Genomic DNA, 18,478 nt, shown 5'->3' with positions numbered 1-18,478 from the left:
GATGAGCGTAGATGTGGAGCGGGAGTGCTGGGCAATGCGACCCGGAGCAGGTGTGGGGCCGTTGCGCTTCGAGATGTCTCCAGCCGAGGTTGCCAAGGCACTGCATGCCTCTGAACCGCAGGAACGGGTCGGTGGTCCGTATGAGCAGGAGGACTTCCCAGATGGGGTGAAGGCGTTCTACGAGGCGGGCAGGCTCGCCTGCGTCGCGTTGGATGCGGTCACCGGTCCGCAAGTCTTCCTGTCTGGCTTCCCGCTGGCAGGGAGCGATCCCGAGCAAGGCCATCAGTTCCTGCTGGACCACGCTGCGGAGCATGGAAACTGGGTGCTTTACACGCCCGACGACTCGGTTTCCCTGACTGATCTCGGGCTTCTTCTGCGTTCTCAGCTGGTCGGGGAAGCCCGCCTCACGCGCCCGCTCTTCGTGAAGGAGGAGTGGCTGGAGTCGCAGTACTTCCGAGACCACCTCCCGCTGGAGGCTGTGCCAGGCTGAGCGCGAGATGAGTCGTGGGTCTTGTGCTCGACGATCTTGATCAGCAGGGTGTCCAAGGTGCGTGCTGATCTTGTCCCAGATGACCTGTGGGAGCGGGTGGCCCCGCTGCTGCCGCCCACTCCAGAACGGCGCCGTCGCCACCCCGGGCGGCTGCGTGTTCCCGACCGAGTGGCGCTCGCCGGCGTCATGTATGTGCTGCGGACCGGTGTCGCGTGGCGCGATGTCCCCGCAGAAACCGTGGGCTGTTCTGGTGTGACGGCCTGGCGCCGGCTGCGGGACTGGACCGAGGCCGGAGTCTGGCCACGCCTGCACACCGCCCTGCTGGCCGAGCTTCGCCGCGCCGGCCTACTCGACCTGGACGACTGCTCTGTGGACGGATCGCATGTCCAGGCCCTCAAAGGGGGGATCACGTCGGCCCCTCACCCGTCGACCGTACCCGCTCCGGCTCCAAGCACCACCTGATCGTCGACCGCCACGGAACCCCACTCGCCGTCACGCTCACCGGCGGCAACCGGCACGACGTCACCCAGCTCCTGCCACTGCTCGACGCCGTCCCACCGGTCCGAGGACTGCGTGGACGTCCCCGCCGCAAGCCCCGGCGCCTGTATGCCGACCGGGGCTACGACTTCGACAAGTATCGGCGCCTGCTGTGGAAACGCGGCATCAAACCCCTGATCGCCCGACGCGGCGTCGCCCACGGCTCCGGACTGGGCACAGTGCGCTGGGTGGTCGAGCGCACCTTCGCCTGGCTGCACCAGTTCAAACGGCTCCGCACCCGCTACGAACGACACGCCGATCTCCACCAGGGTCTGCTCCACCTGGGCAGCCGAGATATTGTCAAATCCTGTGGACTGATCGGGCCGCCCAATGACCGGGCGGTCAAGCAAGCGGCTTGCGGTAACGGACGTACTCGTTCTGCCGCCGGAACCCCACACTCTCGTAAAGATCGTAGGACCGGTGCGGGTTTGACGTGCCCGTGAACAGCCGAGCGGTCGTTGCACCCTGTCCGCGAAGGCTCCGCAGCCCGTCCAGCAGCAGGGCCCGGCCGATTCCGAGGCGTTGCTGGTCCGTCCGGACACTCAGCTCTTCGACCTCGCCTACGGTGTGGTCGTGACGGCGGATGCTGCAGAGGGCGACGCCGACCATGTCCTGCCCGTTCCATGCAGCCCTCCAGCATGCCGGATCGGCGGTGTCGACGAAGTCCTGGAATGGCCATTTCTGCGTGAAGCCGGTGTTCGCATACTAATCGACGACCGTCCTCCAGGCTGCGCGGTAGTGGCTTGACTCGATCGAGCCCGTCCGTATCCCGGCTGGCAGTTCGCTGCCCCGCTCGGGCAACTGCTGCAGATCGCCCAGCTCCAGCTCGACCAGGCTGAAGACACGTCGGTAGCCGGTTGCGAGCAGAAGCGCCGAGGCGTCCTGCTCGGAGGCCATGGCGTTCGCGCCGATCACTGCCGTCCGCGCCGTTCCATGCTTTTTGACGAGCCGGCGGATCCGTTCTTCGGCCCAGCTCAGCATGGCTGAGCCGATGCCCTGGCGGCGATGCTCGGGCAAGAGGTAGCCGCGGTGCAGGTACAACCACGTGTCGTCCCGCTCTTGCCACCATCGGATCGTCGAGTAGCCGACGACGCTCCCGTCATGCACCACCAGGATCTGGTTCTTGGACGGCTCCTCCAGCCTGGCAGAGGCTTCGGCGATCTCGGTCGCTGTCGGGAGCCCTTCCACAACCGAATGGGCGTCGGCCTGGTCCCGTTCAGCACAACCCAGCCGCACCGCGGCCATGGGGCCGTGGTCTTCGTCGCCGCGATACGGCTGGAACCCGAAGCCGACCGGAAGGTCCTGTCCTGGCGCGCTATTCGACATGGTCGGATGATCTCGAACTTCGAGGCAGGCCTGCCACCCTATTCATGCCGCGGTCGTCTGCGGCCGTTCGACGAGTTGGCCGCGTTCGAAGCGGGCCCCGGCACGGACGAGGGCGACGAGGTGGGGTGCGTTCACGGCCCGCCAACGCTGCTGGGCGGACTCGACGAGCTTGAACACCATGGCCAAGGCGGCGGCCGCGCTGCCGGCGCCCTTGGTGACCTTCGTGCGCAGCCGGACGGTGGCGAACGTGGACTCGATGGGGTTCGTCGTGCGCAGATGGATCCAGTGCGCGGCGGGGAAGTCGTAGTACGCCAGCAGTTCGTCCACGTCATCGGTGATCTTCTTGACGGCCTTGGGCCACTTCGCGCCGTAGGTCTTCTCAAACGCCGCGACCGCCACGAGCGCATGGTCGCGGTCCTCGGCGTTGTATATCTCCTGCAGGGCCTTCTTCGCTCCCCGCTGGGCGGACTTCGGGAGACTGTCGAGCACATTTGCGATCTTGTGAACCCAGCACCTCTGATGGCGGGTCTCGGGGAACACCTCGGCCAGAGCCTTCCAGAAACCGAGCGCGCCGTCGCCGACCGCCAGGACGGGAGCGCGCAATCCTCGCCGCCGGCAGTCGCGCAGCAGGTCGGCCCAGGAGTCGGCTGATTCGCGATAGCCGTCGCTCATGGCGATCGGCTCCTTGGTGCCGTCCGAGCGCACACCCATCAGCACGAGCACGCACGACTTCGCCTCCTGCAGGCGTATGCGCAGGTGGATGCCGTCGGCCCATGCGTAGACATAGTCGCTGCCGGACAGATCTCGCTCGCCGAACGCTTGGTGGTCGGCCTGCCACTGCTGGGTCAGCCGGGTGACCGTCGCCGGTGACAGACCCGCCGAGCTGCCGAGAAACTGCTCCAGGGCGGGCACGAAGTCGCCGGAGGACAGGCCGTGCAGGTAGAGCAGCGGCAGCACCTCGCTGATCTTCGGGGACTTACGGCACCACGGCGGCAGGATCGCGGAGGAGAACCGCTTGCGCTCGCCCGTGGCCTCATCGACGCGCTTGTCGTTCACCCGTGGCGCCTTCACCTCGACCACGCCGGCCGCGGTGGTGACCTGCCGCGGCTGGTGGAAGCCGTTGCGCACCACCAGACGGCGTCCGTTGCCGTCGCGCTCACCGGCGAACTCGGCTATATAGGCGTTTACTTCGGCTTCCAGCGCGGCGGCCAGCATCCGCCGCGCGCCCTTTCGGACGATCTCGTCAATCAAGGAGGAGCCCTTGGCGGTGGTGCCGTCATCGTTCACTACGCTGAGCACGGATGTGCCTTCCCGGCCGGCGCTGCGAACACCGGTCTTGCTCGGTGACCTATCGATCAATCACCCGGGAAGGTACGTCCTCCCGAGCCGATCCACAGGTCCTGAGCATTGCTCCCCGTCATCTGTCGTAACGGGACTACAAGGCAGCGGCGAGCCGCACGCTCCAGCTCACGGATGCATCGGGCGCCTGTCGGCAAACGATGGCGAGCTCAAGCGGTCAGCGCATCACCGCTGTTCAAGAGGTCAGCGTAGACCTCTGCTGGGGTGCGGTAGCCATGGGCCTTGCACGGGCGGTGACTGAGTTCGTGGGCGATGGCATCCAGGTCGGCCTGGCAGAACGTGCGGAGGTCCGCGCCCTTGGGGAGGTACTGGCGCAGCAGCCGGTTGGTGTGCGCGTTCTCCGCGATGGACCTCACCGCCCGCCAACCGCGTACCGGCGAACTGCCGTCCACCGTGAAATTCATGGTGCAGACCCTCGCAGCGGCCGCCGCCGGTGAACTCCAGCGTGAGCTCCAGCGCGAGCTCACCTACGACGAGCTGCGGGCCGCCGAGGCCAAGGGCAGCCGTCGCCCCCCGATCATGCGGAAGGTCCGCACCTGGGCAGCGGTGCGGGCTTCCGGTCGTACGGGCTCGGGCCATGTCGCGGTGGCGCGGTCCTTGCCGGACGGCTCACACCAACACCGCGGGGGCCAGCCGCCGCTCCGGGCTACGTTCCGGACGAGTCGAGCTCCCACTTGCGCTCGAAGTCCTCACGGTTGACCTGTACCTCGCGCAGCGCCCGCTCGTCGAGCCGGCGGGCCGCCGCTCGCCGCTCCCCGGGATCACCAGCGAAGGAGACCCGGAGGACCCCGAGGTCCAACTCCTCGTCTGTCACAGGCCCCGGTTCCGGTTCCAACGCGAGATGTGCATGGCGTAGAAGACGTTCCCGATCCCGCAGGTAAGCATCAGCAGGACGCAGTGGAGCCCGAACGACTGGCGCCGGCGCCGGACCATCCCGTACCCGCCCGCCACAGCCGCCGAGGCGGCGACGTTGTTGTTGATGATGATTGGCGGCTGCCCGACCGGAGCGGGAGACTGACCCGGAGTCGTCATGGAGTTGTCCTTCGTGCGCAGTGATCAGGAAGACTCGCACGATAAGGCCACCCCATCCGCAGTGAATACGGAACGCCCAGCCATCACACTGACCGGGGACCACTCGATCGCCAGTCCCGCAGCTGACGGCTCGTCCGGAAAGACACAGGGGCAGAGGAGCCATGGTCGCGTTCCACTCATCCGCTCTGGACGGAGTCGCCGGCAATCCGGCGTTGCCGACACCGCTGCTGCTCCGCCTGCTCGCCGTCGACGACGTCGGTCATGGTCCGCCCCGTCACGCCCTCCAGCGGTCCGGACTGCCCGAGCCGGCCGTCGCGATGATCCTGGCCCACCCGGCCCCGGGCGCACGGATCCACTTCGCGACGAGCGCCGGGGCCGAGCCCGCCCAGCGGGCCCGGCTCGCGGACGATCCCTCCCCCAAGGTGAGGTCCGCTCTCGCGTACGGACCCGACGTGTACGACCCGCGGACCAAGGTCGCGCCGCTGCCGGACGCCGTGTGCGCCCGCCTGCTCGACGACCCCGCCCCTTCCGTACGAGCGGCGCTGCTGGACTCGCCCCATCTGACGCCGTCGTTCGTGGCCTCGCTGGCCACGCACCACGATCCGGCGGCGCGCCTGAGCGCGGTGCGCGCATGGGAGGTCCTGCCGTCGGGCGAGCGGTCGGCGCTGTCGGCCGACCCCGACCCGGAGGTGCGCCGAGCCGCCGCGCTGAGGGAGTGCCGGCGGGACGCACGCGTCACCGCCGCACTCCTCCGCGATCCGAAGGCAGCCGCCGAGGCTCTGCGCCACGGGCGCCTGCACCGCGCCGACGCCGAGCGGTGCGTCGCCGAGCGGACGTGCCTGGTGGCCCTGGGGGGGGGAACCCGTCGCTGCCCGCCGACCTCGTGGAGCGGCTCGCCGTCGACCCCGACGAGGCCGTGCGGCTCGCGGTCTCCCTTCGGCCCGAGCTGGACGAGACACGGCGCATGGCGATCGACTTCACGGTCGGAGACCTCGACAGGGGCGACGGCGTGCAGTGGGTACGCGACGGGCTCGCCGACCCTGAGGTACTGCGCCGGGCCGCGACCTCCGCCCACCCACTGCTCAGGCGCACCGCCGCGCGGAGCCCTCACCTGCCGCCCGACCTGCTGCACCGGCTCGCACGCGTCGAGGACCCCGTGGTGGAGAACTGCCTGGGCATCCACCACCCGGACACCCCGGAGGAAGTTCTGATGCGCGTGTTCGCGCGGCTCGGCGGGACGTTCTCCGCCTGGATGGCGGAGACGCATCCCCGCTTTCCCCGCGAGGGTCTCGCCGCCCGCTACGCGGACCACCCGGACGGGAACTACCGTCGCCTGGCCGTCCGGGACCCGGCCGCCACCCCGGCACTGATCGAGCGGCTCAGCCACGACCCCGCCGTCTGGACGCGCCAGGCGGCGGCCCGCGATCCGCGCCTCAACGGACTCGGGACCGGTGATGAGGCTCGTTGAATTTGGCTCTGACCGCGCTTGCGTGAGAGCTGTTGATCTCGATCGTGTTGTGCGGCTGGTGGGGCATCCTGGTGCGATGGATGATACTGAGGCGAAGTGGCAGTCGTGGTTGTCCGGGCTCGCTCCGTCGAAGCGGGCCGCGGCGGAGTCGCTCCGAACACAGTTCGAGGCTCTCGGCGCGACTGATGCGCCGGATGGGGCGAGGTCGGAGATCGATGAGAACCAGCCGCAGTTGGCTCGCTTCGTGCTGCTCCGCTCCCTCTGGCGTGGTGCGATCGACGGATGGGCAGGACCGGGAGCCTTGGAGCAAGTAGCGGCGGCTCGGCGCTTGCTGGATGCGGGTGCGGACAGGGATGACCTCGAACTCATGGCTCGGGCGGTTGCCTACGAAGCGGTCTTCGCGACGGTCGACGAGCTTGATTGCGGTGCGGATGTGAACGTGTCCGGCGTCGACGCCGGCTGGGTGGTCGTGGAGTCCGGCAAGGATGGGTCCCCCACCGGCCGCCGCCTCTCGGGTCTTCACGAGGACCTGCTGACGATGGATCCGAGTGGCCGTGAAGGGGCGGACCTCTGGCGGTAAGCCATCCCCGACCTGAGAGAGCTGCGGGTCGGCGCCGTCACCCGTCAGTTCGGACAAGTTAGGCGAACCCCAGCAAGATCGTTCTCGCCGGGGATATTCTGTACCTCAACTACTCACCCGGGGTCTCCCACTGTCCTCTGGCCACCCCGTCCGTGTCCGGTACGACGGCGCACCAGTCACCCAGCGCCGCATCGGCCAGCATGAGGGAGAAACCGTCATCCGTGACCTTGGAGAGTGTGTCGGCTCCACCGGGGTAGTTCCGGTGGGCCAGTTCGCCGTGCGGCAGCGGGGCCACGAAGGCGGTGAAGTCGTCTTGCAGCAGCTCCGCTCTGGGGTTCAGCTCCGGCTCGATGGCCACGCAAACCAGCGAGCGTGGCCGCAGTAGTCGGGCCACTTCGGCTGTGCTCTCTGGCGTCACGCGGAACCATCTGCACCCCTGAGCGCCGTACGCCCAGCGCTCGCAGACCATGGTTAGGCACTCGGACGCTGCCGCCACCCTCGCCCAGAAACCCGCGTCCGCGACGGCATCGACGGGGTCCGAGACCTCTATGGGTTCAGGAGCCGCGTCTCGCCACAGGAACGTCACGCCCTCACCATGGAATCCCGCCAGCTCGGCGGCCACCGCTGGTGTGGTGTAGAGGTGTACTGCTCCGTCCCATCCTGACTCGATCTGAAGTCTCCCGGGTGCGGCGAGCTGACAATACGGCCCGTGCCCGGCTGCCATTCCCTCGGCGAGACCTATCGCTTGCGGCGGCCGGACCCCCGCACCATTGCGCAGGCCGCGGTGCTCTTCGGGAAGGGGCTCGCTCACCAGCAGCCCGCCCACCTCCAAGAGGTCTGCGCCACTCTTCTCAATCGCGGCTCCGAGTACCTCGCGAAGCTCCGCCGCGTACGCGCTCCAGGCAGCGGCTTCCGCCAGCTCCTGTCGCACGCGCTCGCTGCGGGGGCCGATGATCAGCTCTTTACTCACTTCGCCAGCCACTTGAGTCCTCGCAGCTCTCCGTTCGCCCCGGCGTCCAATCGTACGTTCCGTCTCGGGCGAGCCCCCAACGACGGCCGGGCAGCGAAGGCGAGTTTCCGTGGCCGCCGCTACCTTGCACCCTGGGCCGGGGATGGAAGACCGGGGCCGACATCGATCAGGCGACCTACATCGTTTTGGTTCGGCCAGCGACGGCAGCGGCGTAGGTGGCCCAGAGGCTGTCGACTTTCCACCGGTCGACGGAAGTGATGCTGATTCCGAGCAGCCGGTTGATGACACTCTGGGGCAGGTCCTGGCCAAGGTCGCGGAGTGCAGAGTGCTGGGTGGGGCGGCTGTAGATGCCGAGCTTCTTCAGCCGGGCTCGCAGGACCTGTGGGCTGCGATGCTGGTCCGGGAAGCGGCCTGGCAGAAGCCAGGGGCTGGACCGGTCACGGCCAGCCATCGTCGTGCGGGACCCACGCGCGTCGTCGCCGGCCTGTTCGGCTGAGCTAAACGGGATCGGGTTCGTCGTGGATGGTGAGTGCTCCGGCGAGGTCGAGGTCGGCGACGGTGCCATGTGCCCCGGCGCGGACGAGCAGCACCGCGCCAAGCGCGGTGCTCCAGAACGTCCTGGCTTCCACGTTGAGCGGCCGGCGAGCCCTCCAGCCGCGACTGTCGATGAGCCGGCTTACGAAGCGTTCGGATTGCCGGAACAGCAACTGGAGATGCTGGTCGACCACGGGGGCGAGTTCGGGCTTGGAGATCCCGGCGGCGAGTGCTCGTGTGACTGACGGGAGCGAGGGCATGGCCAGCACGGCGCGGGCGATGTTGCGCCGGAACGTCGCCGCATCGGGGGCTTGGCGACCGATGCGCTCAATCCGTCGGGCGTCGCGCAGCAAGCCGAGAAAGGCGGCGTGCACGAGGAGCGAGTCCTTGGAGCCGAAGTGGTAGGTGACCTGGTTGGGGAAGACACCCGCCGCCTTCGCGATCTCCGCGACACTCACCTCGGCGCCGGGCCGTTCCGCGCACAGCCGTGCAGTCGCCTCGATCAGCCGGTACCTCGTCGCGCGACCTCGATCACGCGACCGAGCCGACGTCGATCGGGCTTCGGTTCGCTTCTTTTCCACACCCGAATTGTATGTGATACAACAAAGACATTGACTTGTATCGCATACAAGAAGGTAGAGGGGCATGCACGGGACTCAAGTCGTCGTGACCGGACTCGGCGCGATCACACCACTCGGGGCAGACGTGGCGTCCACCTGGGACGCCCTGCTTGCCGGCAAGTCCGGCATCCGTGGCGGCGTCCTCCGTAGCCACGAAGATGTCGGCCTCCCCGACATCGTCGCGGGGACGATGGCGGTCGACCCCGCGGAGTCGCTGCTTGCGGTGCAGGCCAGACGGCTCGACCGTTCGCAGCAGGCGGCTTTGGCCGCAGCGGCCGAAGCCTGGGCCGATGCCAGCGCCCCAGAAGTGGACCCGGACCGGCTCGCAGCGGCGATCGGTACGGGTATCGGCGGCGTACGCACGCTGTTGAAGGAAGACGACGCACTGGAAGCGGCCGGGGCGCGGCGCGTCTCACCACGCACGGTCCCGATGCTCATGCCCAATGCGGCGGCGGCGCTGATCAGTATCGAATTCGGTGCACGGGCAGGGGCCTACACGCCCGTCTCCGCCTGCTCCTCGGGTGCCGAGGCGATCGCCCTGGGAGCCAGGCTCATCCGTGCCGGCGAGGCGGACGTGGTCATCGCGGGCGGGACCGAGGCCGCCATTACACCGATCACCGTTGCCGGCTTCGTCCAAGCACAAGCACTGTCGCGGCACACCGTCGAACCCGCGTCCGCGTCACGGCCGTTCGCCGCGGACCGCAGCGGATTCGTCCTCAGCGAAGGCGCGGCTGTCGTGGTGCTGGAAAGCGCCGAGCACGCCGCAGCCCGGCACGCGCGCGTCCACGCAGTGCTCGCCGGCGCCGGCATCGCAGCCGACGCCCACCACATCACGGCACCCGCCGCGGACGGCTCCGGTCAGATCTCGGCGATGCGGAAAGCCCTCGCGCAAGCCGGTCTGGCTCCCGAGCAGATCAGCCACATCAACGTCCATGCCACCGGGACTCCGATCGGCGACATCGCCGAGGCGCGCGCCATCGGGGAGGTCTTCGGCCGCACCACCGTGACAGCCCCCAAGGCGGCACTCGGTCACCTCTTCGGCGCCGCCGGCGCGATCGAAGCACTCATCGCCATCCTCAGCGTGGAGCACGGCGTCATCCCACCGACCCGGAACCTCACCGCGGCCGGCATCGCTCCCGACATCGATCTCGATGTCGTCACAGAGCGACGAGACGTCCCCCAGAATGCCGTGCTCAGCAATTCCTTCGGCTTCGGCGGGCAGAACGTCTCGCTCGTAGTCACCGGCGCACGGCCTTCGCCGACCGGGTGCCGCTGAGAGCGGCGGGCGGCGGGCGACGCCCGGCGGTACCTTCTGCCGGTCGCCCTGCTTGCGGGCCCCGGCCGCATGCTGGTGGGCGCGGCAGACCGTGGAGTCGACATTCAGGTCCCACGTGATCGCCCCTGCGCCTCCGCCAGGGCCTGGAACCGGGTGAAGATCCGTGCCAGGCGCCGCTCCGCTGCCACCGGCGGAACAGGTCATAGACCCGGTTGCATTCAACACTGTGTCACCACCACCGGGTGGCCGTTCGCCTTCGTTGCCGCTCCCTGGGACGACGCCGGACAGACAGCCAGCGGGCCGCCCGGCGCGTCCGTGATCAGAAGTGTTTTCCTCACACCGACTCCCCTGGTCCGGGGCCAACGCGAAACCCTCACCCTGGAGGCCGACTTCGCGGAGGCCATCACCGGGGGTACGGTCCGCGTCGCGCTGAAGTACGGCTCAGGGACGCCATGGTCACTCCGGTACGAGGAAGAAGGGACAGCGACGGCCCGGCACAGAAAACACCTGCGGGGGCGGGGTGAACTCCACGCCGGTGCCGCCGCAGTCGGCCGCGATGTCGAAGAGGCGGTCCTGCTCGTCCTGGTCGACGGCGAGCTACCGGCGGAGTTTGGTCGCGGTCCACTCCGTCGCCTACCGGCACAGGGCGTCAGGGGCCGGGGGCAGCCACTCGAAGGGGTCCTGGTCGGCCTTCTGCCGGTTCGAAGCGCGCGAGTTCGCGGATTCTTTGGATGCGGTCACGTTCCAACCCGCGCATCGATTGGAGCTATGAAAGGACCTGTGCGCACGTTCGCCGCTCCAGCACTCGGACAGACTCGATTGTGCGAGTCAAGGGTGACGGTCACTCGTTCGGCCGGTCAGGGCCCTTTCGCGCGGTCAGACTCCCGGGAGGGAACGCGCCGGTGGGACGCGGGCGAAGCGGGAGCGGCAGAGTGGGCGTGACCGAGCGCGGTACGGCCGGTCGGGCCGCTCCGGACGGGGCGGGGCCGGGCGTGAAGGACCACGGTGGGCCGCGCGCACGCGCGGTGACGGAGGACCGGCTGGGCGGGCGACAGTACGGTGGCGGACCCGGCGGGCAGCGGCGGGACGAGGGGGCGCGTGCGGGGCCGCGGCACGTGGCCTGCCGTGGTTGCAGGCGAGGCAGAGGATGAGGTCTTCGGGGTCGTCGGAGTACCGGTTGGCCTATCCTGGCCGGCCGCTGCCCAGGCCGACCCACCACGCTGACATGGCGCGATCCAGCCACTGGGGCCAGCCTGGAGGAAGGAAACTACTCCCCCGTAGCCCCAGGGAATGGAGACGGCCATGCCGGCGACGACGCGGGATGACACTCCGGTCGTGATCGAAGGTGGAGGCGTCGAACTCCGTACACGAGCGATCGGAGAAGATCTCTCCGTGGCCTTCGTCCGGTTTCCGAAGGGCACCGATATGCGACCGGCCCTGACCGGCCTGCCCGACGGCCTCTGCGCCTCCCTCACTGGGGCTACATGCTCAAAGGGAGACTGAAGATGGTGACGAAGGACGGGGAGGAGATCTACGAGGCGGGCCAAGCCTTCTACTGGCCGCCCGGGCACGCCCCCGTGGCCCTCGAGGACTGCGAATACGTGGACTTCTCACCCACCGAAGCCTTCACCAGCGTCCTCGAACACATCAAGGCACAGGGCTGACCCGACCCGATTCTGGGGCCTTGGCCCGGGGCAGGCACGGAACGGACGTGGTGGCACGAGGCCTTTGCTGTGCTCGGCGATCCACAGGCCGGTGCCCCGTCTTCCGCTGGGGACGTAGCGGAAGACCGGCTACCGGGTGGGGTCAGCGGTGGCGGTGGCCCCAGGACTCGGTGTCGACGGTACGGCCGCGGGCATCACGGAGCGTCGCGGTGTCGGTGTTGTCCCACACGTAGTTGCGGCGGTCCTGGAACACGTCGGTGCGGGTGTCACGGCCCTCACCGGTGTGGACGCGGACGGTGGAGCGCCCGGCGAGACGGAAGTCGTTGAACTTGTAGCGGTGGCCGTCCTCGTCCTTCAGGGTCCAGCCATTGAGGTTGATCGCGTTGCGGGTGTTGTTCGTGATCTCGACCCACTCGGCGTTCAGCGACCGCACAGTGCGGTTGTCGCGGCCGGGGCTGGCGGCCTGGACAGCGCTGATCTCCGCCTTCGGCGTCCGGTGACGGTCGCCCTCGTGAGCAGAGAGCGGCAGGGCGACGATCGAGACCATGGTGCCGGCCGCGAGGACGGCCGCGGCGATACGACGGCCTGCCTCCCGCCCGGCAAGCCAGATGCAGAGTCGAGTGATTGATGTCTGTCTCTGTGGGCACAGGCGAAGGGCGACCCTGTAGGCGTCGTAAGCCAGGCATCCGGCACATCACGGAAGGTAACCGTCATGCCTCGCGGATCGAGTTCCAAACGGGAACGGCAGTACGAGCACATCAAGGAGAGTGCGGAGGATCGCGGGGAGAGTACGAGGCGGGCCAAGGAGATCGCCGCCCGCACGGTGAACAAAGAACGGGCGCGTTCCGGCGAATCGAAGACCGCGAGCAAGTCTTCCACCCAGGGCAAGTCGTCGTCGAAACGAGGCGGTCAGCGGTCCTCGAGCGGCTCGGAAGGCCCGACGTACAACCAGCTGTACGAAGAGGCGAAGCGCCGGAACATTCACGGCCGCTCGTCGATGAACAAGTCCGAGCTGAAGCAGTCGCTCGGCCACTAACACTGTCGGCCAGTCCGTTGAACGGTCAAGGCCTTCGTATACCGAGCGGCACCCGGAGGTGGCAGGGTCGCTCTTCGGTTGGACGAGCCGTTCTGACACGCTCTTTTGGGCAAATGGCAAGCTCAGCACGGGCAGAGGGCGAGCGAACGGGGTGCTCTCCGCGCATCATGGTCAGTGATCCCGTCGAGCCGCCGCTGTGCCGACCGGGTGTCCCGCGCGGTGGGTCGCTCCCCTGGAAGGAGAAGTCATGGTCATCAGTCACGTCCTCACAGACGGAATCCTGCATGTGACGCTCCCGTGCGACCTCGATGTCACCCACCGGGCCGCGGCCGCCCTGGAGACGGAAACGCTGGTCCACGCCCACCGACCCCGGATCGTCCAGCTGAAGGTGGTGGGGAGCCACCCATCGCCGGCCTCGCTCAGCGCCCTCGCCCGCGCCCGCAGAATGTGCACGAGCCTCGGCATCCCACTTGCCGTCGTCGGGCCCGCGGCAGCCCAACAGGACGCCTCTGCCGAGCCCACCGCCGCATGAACGCCGTAGCCGGTGCCCACACCGAGCCTGTGCGACCGCGGTGACGCGGATACGGTGCTGGGTGAGCGTTGCGCCCTCGCGGACGACGGCGCGGGCAGACAGTCCTGCCGGTCCCGGAATCGTCATCGGTGACGACGGGCCCTCGGTCGACGAGGACCTCGTGACCCCGGTACAGGGGATGCGGTAGCCGGTCACCCGATCGGCAGGCCGGCCTCGTCGACCGCTCCACGAGCACCGGGGTGTGAAAGTGAGGTGCGCCGACAAGGTCCGCTCCCGTGCTCCTGCGAAGGCCGCCTCCCCTGCCCGGGTGTCGGTTCGTTTCTGACATGGCGGAGGCTTCACGCCGTCCCGGAGGCTTCAGGCTTCGCGTCCTGAGGCGCGACCACGGTTAAGCGTGCCCCTCGGGTTCGGTGAGGTCGACCTACCGGCTCGTCTTGGACGGCCGGGTGACAGCCTCGCCTCCCAGTCCGTTCGGCTTCACCGTGCTGCGTAGCTGCGCGAACTCAGCGACGTACACACCTGGCGGCAGAACGGCACTGCGTACGGCACCCGCGAAGCCGTGCGACGGTGAAGTCGTGTGCCGTGGCGCGGTCAGTCGGGGGCCGGCCCGGGGGCGTGGCCTGGCTCGGCGAGGAGTGCCAGCAGGTCGGTGATCTCATAGCCGGCTTCGGCGGGATGCCGGAAGTGGGCTCCTTGGACGATGCGGTAGTGGTTGCGGCGCCCGTCGTACCCGCGGCTGCGGGTGAGGTATCCGGCTTCTTCGAGGTCGGTGACGATGGTCTGTACCGTCCGCTCGGTGATGGCGCAGATCGATGCGACGTCGCGGAGCCGTATGCCCGGATCGCGGGAGATCGTCAGCAGGACCCGAGCGTGACTGGTGAGGAACGTCCACTCTGAGTGATTTGCGCCGTTTCGACCCATAGGTGGGGTCTGCCCGGGAGGGAGGATGCCAGTCATCGTACGGGGTAGATTTCCGGCAATTATTGACGCATTTCACATCAAAGAGGAGACTCGCAAAGGAAGGCTCCGTTTCGCCCGGGAGGCTCTCATGTCTCTTCTCTCCGAAGTCCAGCTTGAGTTCCCAGCGGACGCCGGACAGGGCACCCGCGTCAGCGTCCGCGTACAGAACGCTCAGGGCGGCCCCGTCGTGAGCATCGCCGGGGAGCTCGACCTCACCACAGCCCCCCATCTGCGGGCCGTCCTGCTGAAGGTCACAGCGGTGTGCCCCCGTGGGTGCGGGATCAGTTTGGACCTGTCCGGGGTCACCTTCTGCGACTGCACTGGGCTGCACGTCCTGCTGAGTTCCCGCCAACAGGCGCTCGGCGCCGACCGCCCCCTGGCCATCACCGCGGGCAGTCCCCGGGTGGACCGACTGCTGGAGATCACCGGGACCGCTCCCCTGTTTACCCCAGCGGGGTAAAGGGACAGGTCCATGCCGGAGACAGGGAGCACGCGATGAGCCGCGAACTCGTCCGCGAGATCGAATCACTCCTCGCCGACGCCGGCTACGGCCCCGCCAGCGGGGTGACCACACACAAGCACGGTGACCTCGTCGTCGTCAGCTGGCAGACGAAGCCTGCCGGCCGGGCCGCCGCCTCGGTCTGCCCCGCACGGATCGACGATGTCATTTGTCTCCGCGTCGCCGTGGACGTCGCCCTCACCACGCTTTTCCGCGCGGCCGGATACGCCGCAGTCGCCTCCCCGGACGGATTCGTCCTCGTCTCCCGGCAGCCCGTGCCGTGGCCCGCCGCACACCGAGACCGGGCAGCGTGACCACCGGATTGCCCGAACCCGCCTTGTTGCCTGAGCAGTCGAGGTACAGCCGTGGGTGCATGCCGCGGCCAGAAGGGGTGCCGGAATTGCTGTCGTACGGCGGGTGTCAGCGGCTGTGCTCGGGGATGGCGGCAGTGGAGCGAGCGGCTCTTGCTCCTGTCGTCGCCTGCGGGCTTCCCCCTTTCCCGCAGGCGACGACAACCGTCCCGGCCCGGCGCGCGCGGGAGGGCATCGGTGAAGGGCGGAGCGCAGCGTCGAAGGGATGTTGTGGCATCGGTATGAGGTCGGGGGTGAGAACCGTGATGGGCGATCGGACCACGGGCACGGAGGGCGAGTACCTCCGTCAGTTCCTCCATGCCGGGGCCCCGGCGTGGGAATCGGGTGACGGAGCGGCGATGGTCCGCTGGCCGACCGGATCGCTGGCAACCGTCCTGTTGTCCGCGACCGGTGAGTTCGACGTCGATTCCGTGGCCTGCCTGCGTGAGGCGTTCGACTGCGCGTGGACCGGGCAGACCGAGCGGATCCTGCTCGATGTGACCCGGGTTGAATTCGCCGACGCAGCCTTCATCCACGAGCTCCTCGACACCCGGCATCGTGCCGGGCGGCTCGTGCTCGTCGGCCCGGTCCCCCGGCCGGTCCGCAAGCTGCTGGAAACCACCGGACACGCGATCTTTTCCATATCTCCCTGGAGATCTCCCTGGAGCAGGACCACGCGCCCTGCTCCGGTCTACGTACCCCTCTGCAAGCTGCCGTCGGCCCCACACCTGCGCCCCCTGCTTGAAGCCCTGGACAGCAGCGCCCCCGCCGGCCTCAGTCGGCGCCCGCGTACACCCTGCTCGCGAACTCGGAGATCTGCGGGCCGGTGAGGTTCTGCGCGATGCCGGCCTCCGAAATGGGTCGGCCACGGCGCGGTGCTGCGCCGCATCAGGAGGCATTCCGCCTCGGACTCGGCGCGTGGCTGGTCCGGCACGCGCCCACCCGCCTCGACCCGCAGGGCACCCACGAGGACCTGCTCCACAGGATCCGCCTCATCGGCCCCGCCCGCCGGGGGGACCGCACTGGCCCGACTACCGCCACTGAGCGGGCCGGCTGCGGATCGATTCCCGAAGACCCCGGACACCACCGCCGCCGACCTCGGCGGGCTCACCGCCGGGCTCCGAGCCTGGATGGCGCCGGACCAGGTACAGGCCGTCGACGCCCCGCGGTCAGCACCACCCCGGGCGGGGTCAGCCTTCGATGCCGGTGGCGGTGTGGGCGGCGCCGACCGGCTTGGACTCGGGGGAACCGCGCTGGCGTAGATAGATGGACAGGACGACCATGGCGGCGACGGCGAGGAGTTCGGACTGCCAGTTCTGCAGGGTCCTGTTCCAGAAGTCGGGCGTGGCCACATAGCCGGCCCAGCTGACGGTGTCCTCGAGCTGGCGGAGCTGCTGGTCGTTGTAGGCGGCGGTGCCGGCAATGGACTGCGCCAGCCAGGACAGGAGGAACAGAGTGCCCATGACGGTGCCCAGAGAGCGGGCATAGAGGCTCTGGCGCCAGTCCTTCGTCCCCGCCCACCGCGGCGAGTCGGAGCGCGCGTGGTCGCCCATGCGTTGCTGCTGCTCGTCCTCGATGCCGGCTTCGTGGACCTTCTTGGATTCGGGAGAGCCGCGCTGGACGAGGTAGACGGTGCCGAAGATGTAGAGGAAGAACTGCAGGAACTCCGACTGCCAGTTCTCGCTGACGTCCACGGCGAAGTCCGAGGACGTCAGGTATTCGCCGAAGGTGAGCGGCTGAAGGCCGTCGACCGTCAGCTGTTCGTTGAACTCGGCGTGACCGGCAACCGCCTGCAAGGCGAGGACGACCAGGAAGGCGATGCCAAAGGTGAGGGTGAGGCTGTTCTCCCGCCAAAACCCCCTGCGCTGCTCGCGGCGCTCGGTCATCGTTGGAGCACTCCGATGGTGATGAAGTAGCCGAGGCCGCCGAGGATGGTCACCAGGACGGCGACGAACAGGGCCCGCATGCCTCAGGCCCCCTTGATCAAGCAGTCGTAGGGCTGGTCCGGGCGGCGGGTGCAGCCAGCGGCCACCACCTTCCAGCCGCCGGTGAACAGCGACAGGAACAGAGTGTCGCCCGCCATGCGGACCATCGCCTGCCTACCGTACGCCTCCACACCTTCGACGCCGTCCGCCGTCGGCAACTGCTGCGAGGCGAAAGCCGCGGGGCAGGTCTTCTGTTCGTTCTGCTCCAGCTGCCGGCGGGACTGCGGTGCCAGCAGGGCGCAGGCCCGTACGTGATCGCCCGCCGCGACAGCGGCCTCGAAGGCGGTGCCCGCTGCTGCGGCGGCGTCCTTCCGTGCCGCCGGGGCCCCGCATCCGGCCGCCGCGAGTACCGTCGCGGCCACGATGAGTATGCCGAGACGCGCCGGTAGCCGGGGCGGTGACAGCCTCATTTCGAGTGTGCGCTGGGGACGGCCAGTGGGTCGCGCGGGGCCTGCTTCTTCCCTGTCTGCAGCTCGCCGCCCGGTTCCGTGAGCCGGTTGCGGCCCATCGCCTTGCGGACCTCGGGGAACCAGTCCTGCTCCTCCTCCTCGACGTGGTGGCGGACCTGCTCCATCAGCACGCTCATCTTCGCCTTGAACCGCTCGTCGCCCGGATCCATGTCCTTGATCTCCGACAGCATCCACACCACCGCGTGGTGCTCCTCGATGCTCTCCAGGATGTGGTCCTTGGTGTCCGGTGCGGCCTCGCGGGCGGCCGGATAGAAGATCTGCTCCTCGATCCAGGCATGGACGGTCAGCTCTTCGACCACCTCGTCGGCGATCCGCCGACGCTCGGAACTCTGGTCGTCGGAGGTCTTCTCGAAACGCTTGAACAGCTTCTCGACCGTTTTGTGGTCCTCGCGCAGCAGCACGATCGCATCCATGCGGTGGAGCCTTTCGTCAGGTGGTGATACGGCTGTTGGTGCCGTCGTGGCCGTCGGCCTGCTCGTCGTCGAACCAGTAGTCCCCGGCCGCCAGGTAGCGGAAGGAGTGAGCGCCACGCGCGGGCAGGACGACCGTGGCCGCGCGCGTCCCGTCACCACGTGCCCTCAGCGGGTGTGCGGCAGGGTCCCACTCGTTGAAGTCCCCCACGACGCTGACCGGCCCGTTGGGGCAATCGGCGGGAAGAACGAAGGTGACCTGCGTACGGCCCTTGAGCTTCTTGCGTTCGAGCACCAGAACTCCTGACATGCGGGGGCAGGGCTCAAGCACCCTGGCACGGTGCGGCGCGCCGCGGCCCAGCACACGCCGCAGTGCGATG

21 protein-coding genes and 3 pseudogenes are annotated in these 18,478 nt (G+C 68.6%); 11 read left to right on the top strand and 13 right to left on the bottom strand.

What is annotated here, in order from left to right; genetic code table 11:
- The first annotated feature begins 1 nt into the window (after position 1).
- Together IF00_RS0138620 and IF00_RS44460 are read left to right on the top strand one after the other, a co-directional pair.
- Positions 2–490, top strand: coding sequence for a hypothetical protein (locus IF00_RS0138620; protein ID WP_209439843.1), 489 nt, complete (start codon positions 2–4; stop codon positions 488–490).
- A gap of 57 nt (positions 491–547) precedes the next feature.
- Positions 548–1,311 (top strand): annotated as a pseudogene (locus IF00_RS44460) (IS5 family transposase); the annotation flags it as partial.
- A 58-nt stretch (positions 1,312–1,369) separates the two neighbouring features.
- On the opposite strand, the pseudogene IF00_RS42005 reads toward IF00_RS44460, so the two are convergent.
- The 5 genes and pseudogenes from IF00_RS42005 to IF00_RS0138590 all read right to left on the bottom strand — a co-directional run bounded on the left by IF00_RS42005 (position 1,370) and on the right by IF00_RS0138590 (position 4,744).
- Positions 1,370–2,353 (bottom strand): annotated as a pseudogene (locus tag IF00_RS42005) (GNAT family N-acetyltransferase).
- Between the two features lie 42 nt (positions 2,354–2,395).
- The gene (locus IF00_RS0138605; RefSeq protein ID WP_030326496.1) at positions 2,396–3,652 is read right to left on the bottom strand and encodes an IS256 family transposase; all 1,257 of its coding nucleotides are present in this window, start codon (positions 3,650–3,652) and stop codon (positions 2,396–2,398) included.
- A gap of 209 nt (positions 3,653–3,861) precedes the next feature.
- Positions 3,862–4,050 (bottom strand): annotated as a pseudogene (locus tag IF00_RS0138600) (IS30 family transposase); the annotation flags it as partial.
- Between the two features lie 308 nt (positions 4,051–4,358).
- Positions 4,359–4,526, bottom strand: coding sequence for a hypothetical protein (locus tag IF00_RS45905; protein WP_158710580.1), 168 nt, complete (start codon positions 4,524–4,526; stop codon positions 4,359–4,361).
- Positions 4,523–4,744, bottom strand: coding sequence for a DUF8108 domain-containing protein (locus IF00_RS0138590; RefSeq protein WP_030326494.1), 222 nt, complete (start codon positions 4,742–4,744; stop codon positions 4,523–4,525). Before IF00_RS0138590 ends, IF00_RS45905 begins: the two co-directional genes overlap by 4 nt.
- Positions 4,745–5,627: 883 nt before the next feature.
- On the opposite strand from IF00_RS0138590, the gene IF00_RS47385 reads away from it, so the two are divergent.
- Positions 5,628–6,212: a hypothetical protein gene (locus IF00_RS47385; protein ID WP_245234749.1), complete on the top strand. Its 585-nt coding sequence runs from the start codon at positions 5,628–5,630 to the stop codon at positions 6,210–6,212.
- A 76-nt stretch (positions 6,213–6,288) separates the two neighbouring features.
- Positions 6,289–6,792, top strand: a complete 504-nt coding sequence (locus IF00_RS41995; protein WP_245234748.1) for a hypothetical protein — start codon at positions 6,289–6,291, stop codon at positions 6,790–6,792.
- A 109-nt stretch (positions 6,793–6,901) separates the two neighbouring features.
- Here the strand turns inward: IF00_RS41995 and IF00_RS0138575 are convergent, their stop codons facing one another.
- Together IF00_RS0138575 and IF00_RS0138565 are read right to left on the bottom strand one after the other, a co-directional pair.
- Positions 6,902–7,774, bottom strand: coding sequence for a hypothetical protein (locus IF00_RS0138575; RefSeq protein WP_158710579.1), 873 nt, complete (start codon positions 7,772–7,774; stop codon positions 6,902–6,904).
- A 485-nt stretch (positions 7,775–8,259) separates the two neighbouring features.
- Positions 8,260–8,877: a TetR/AcrR family transcriptional regulator C-terminal domain-containing protein gene (locus tag IF00_RS0138565; protein ID WP_030326487.1), complete on the bottom strand. Its 618-nt coding sequence runs from the start codon at positions 8,875–8,877 to the stop codon at positions 8,260–8,262.
- 64 nt (positions 8,878–8,941) lie between these two features.
- Between IF00_RS0138565 and IF00_RS0138560 the strand changes: the two genes are divergently transcribed.
- Together IF00_RS0138560 and IF00_RS47915 are read left to right on the top strand one after the other, a co-directional pair.
- Positions 8,942–10,192 (top strand): beta-ketoacyl-[acyl-carrier-protein] synthase family protein, encoded by a 1,251-nt coding sequence (locus IF00_RS0138560; RefSeq protein WP_037640190.1) that lies wholly within the window; start codon positions 8,942–8,944, stop codon positions 10,190–10,192.
- A gap of 1,505 nt (positions 10,193–11,697) precedes the next feature.
- A complete protein-coding gene (locus IF00_RS47915) occupies positions 11,698–11,856 on the top strand; it encodes a cupin domain-containing protein (RefSeq protein WP_342451071.1) in 159 nt (52 codons plus the stop codon).
- 142 nt (positions 11,857–11,998) lie between these two features.
- On the opposite strand, the gene IF00_RS0138545 is transcribed toward IF00_RS47915, so the two are convergent.
- Positions 11,999–12,403, bottom strand: coding sequence for a lamin tail domain-containing protein (locus IF00_RS0138545; RefSeq protein ID WP_078945034.1), 405 nt, complete (start codon positions 12,401–12,403; stop codon positions 11,999–12,001).
- A gap of 165 nt (positions 12,404–12,568) precedes the next feature.
- On the opposite strand from IF00_RS0138545, the gene IF00_RS0138540 reads away from it, so the two are divergent.
- Positions 12,569–12,892: a hypothetical protein gene (locus IF00_RS0138540; RefSeq protein ID WP_030326480.1), complete on the top strand. Its 324-nt coding sequence runs from the start codon at positions 12,569–12,571 to the stop codon at positions 12,890–12,892.
- Between the two features lie 247 nt (positions 12,893–13,139).
- Positions 13,140–13,424, top strand: coding sequence for a hypothetical protein (locus IF00_RS0138535; RefSeq protein WP_030326478.1), 285 nt, complete (start codon positions 13,140–13,142; stop codon positions 13,422–13,424).
- Positions 13,425–14,015: 591 nt separating this feature from the next.
- Here IF00_RS0138535 and IF00_RS0138530 read toward each other — a convergent pair.
- Entirely contained in the window at positions 14,016–14,345 is a 330-nt protein-coding gene (locus tag IF00_RS0138530; RefSeq protein WP_030326477.1) for a helix-turn-helix transcriptional regulator, read from the bottom strand.
- A 127-nt stretch (positions 14,346–14,472) separates the two neighbouring features.
- Here IF00_RS0138530 and IF00_RS0138525 point away from each other — a divergent pair, with 127 nt between their 5' ends.
- The 3 genes from IF00_RS0138525 (at position 14,473) to IF00_RS43045 (ending at position 16,063) form a co-directional block, all read left to right on the top strand.
- The gene (locus IF00_RS0138525; RefSeq protein ID WP_051820849.1) at positions 14,473–14,844 is read left to right on the top strand and encodes an STAS domain-containing protein; all 372 of its coding nucleotides are present in this window, start codon (positions 14,473–14,475) and stop codon (positions 14,842–14,844) included.
- Between the two features lie 35 nt (positions 14,845–14,879).
- Positions 14,880–15,197 carry a hypothetical protein gene (locus tag IF00_RS0138520; protein WP_030326472.1) on the top strand — a complete coding sequence of 106 codons (318 nt, stop codon included), beginning with the start codon at positions 14,880–14,882 and terminating at the stop codon, positions 15,195–15,197.
- A gap of 290 nt (positions 15,198–15,487) precedes the next feature.
- Positions 15,488–16,063, top strand: coding sequence for an STAS domain-containing protein (locus IF00_RS43045; RefSeq protein ID WP_158710578.1), 576 nt, complete (start codon positions 15,488–15,490; stop codon positions 16,061–16,063).
- Positions 16,064–16,423: 360 nt separating this feature from the next.
- On the opposite strand, the gene IF00_RS0138510 is transcribed toward IF00_RS43045, so the two are convergent.
- The 4 genes from IF00_RS0138510 to IF00_RS0138490 form a co-directional block, all read right to left on the bottom strand.
- Positions 16,424–17,119 carry a DUF6766 family protein gene (locus IF00_RS0138510; protein WP_030326470.1) on the bottom strand — a complete coding sequence of 232 codons (696 nt, stop codon included), beginning with the start codon at positions 17,117–17,119 and terminating at the stop codon, positions 16,424–16,426.
- Positions 17,120–17,202: 83 nt separating this feature from the next.
- A complete protein-coding gene (locus tag IF00_RS0138500) occupies positions 17,203–17,580 on the bottom strand; it encodes a hypothetical protein (RefSeq protein WP_051820859.1) in 378 nt (125 codons plus the stop codon).
- Between the two features lie 44 nt (positions 17,581–17,624).
- Complete coding sequence (locus tag IF00_RS0138495; RefSeq protein WP_030326466.1) at positions 17,625–18,101, bottom strand: hemerythrin domain-containing protein; 477 nt, start codon at positions 18,099–18,101, stop codon at positions 17,625–17,627.
- A 16-nt stretch (positions 18,102–18,117) separates the two neighbouring features.
- The gene (locus IF00_RS0138490) at positions 18,118–18,393 is read right to left on the bottom strand and encodes an isoamylase early set domain-containing protein (RefSeq protein WP_030326464.1); all 276 of its coding nucleotides are present in this window, start codon (positions 18,391–18,393) and stop codon (positions 18,118–18,120) included.
- Between the last annotated feature and the right edge of the window lie 85 nt (positions 18,394–18,478).

The sequence above is a fragment of the Streptomyces flavochromogenes genome (assembly GCF_000717595.1).
GTDB lineage: Bacteria > Actinomycetota > Actinomycetes > Streptomycetales > Streptomycetaceae > Streptomyces > Streptomyces flavochromogenes.
This window is presented reverse-complemented; position numbering and strand designations above follow the sequence as displayed.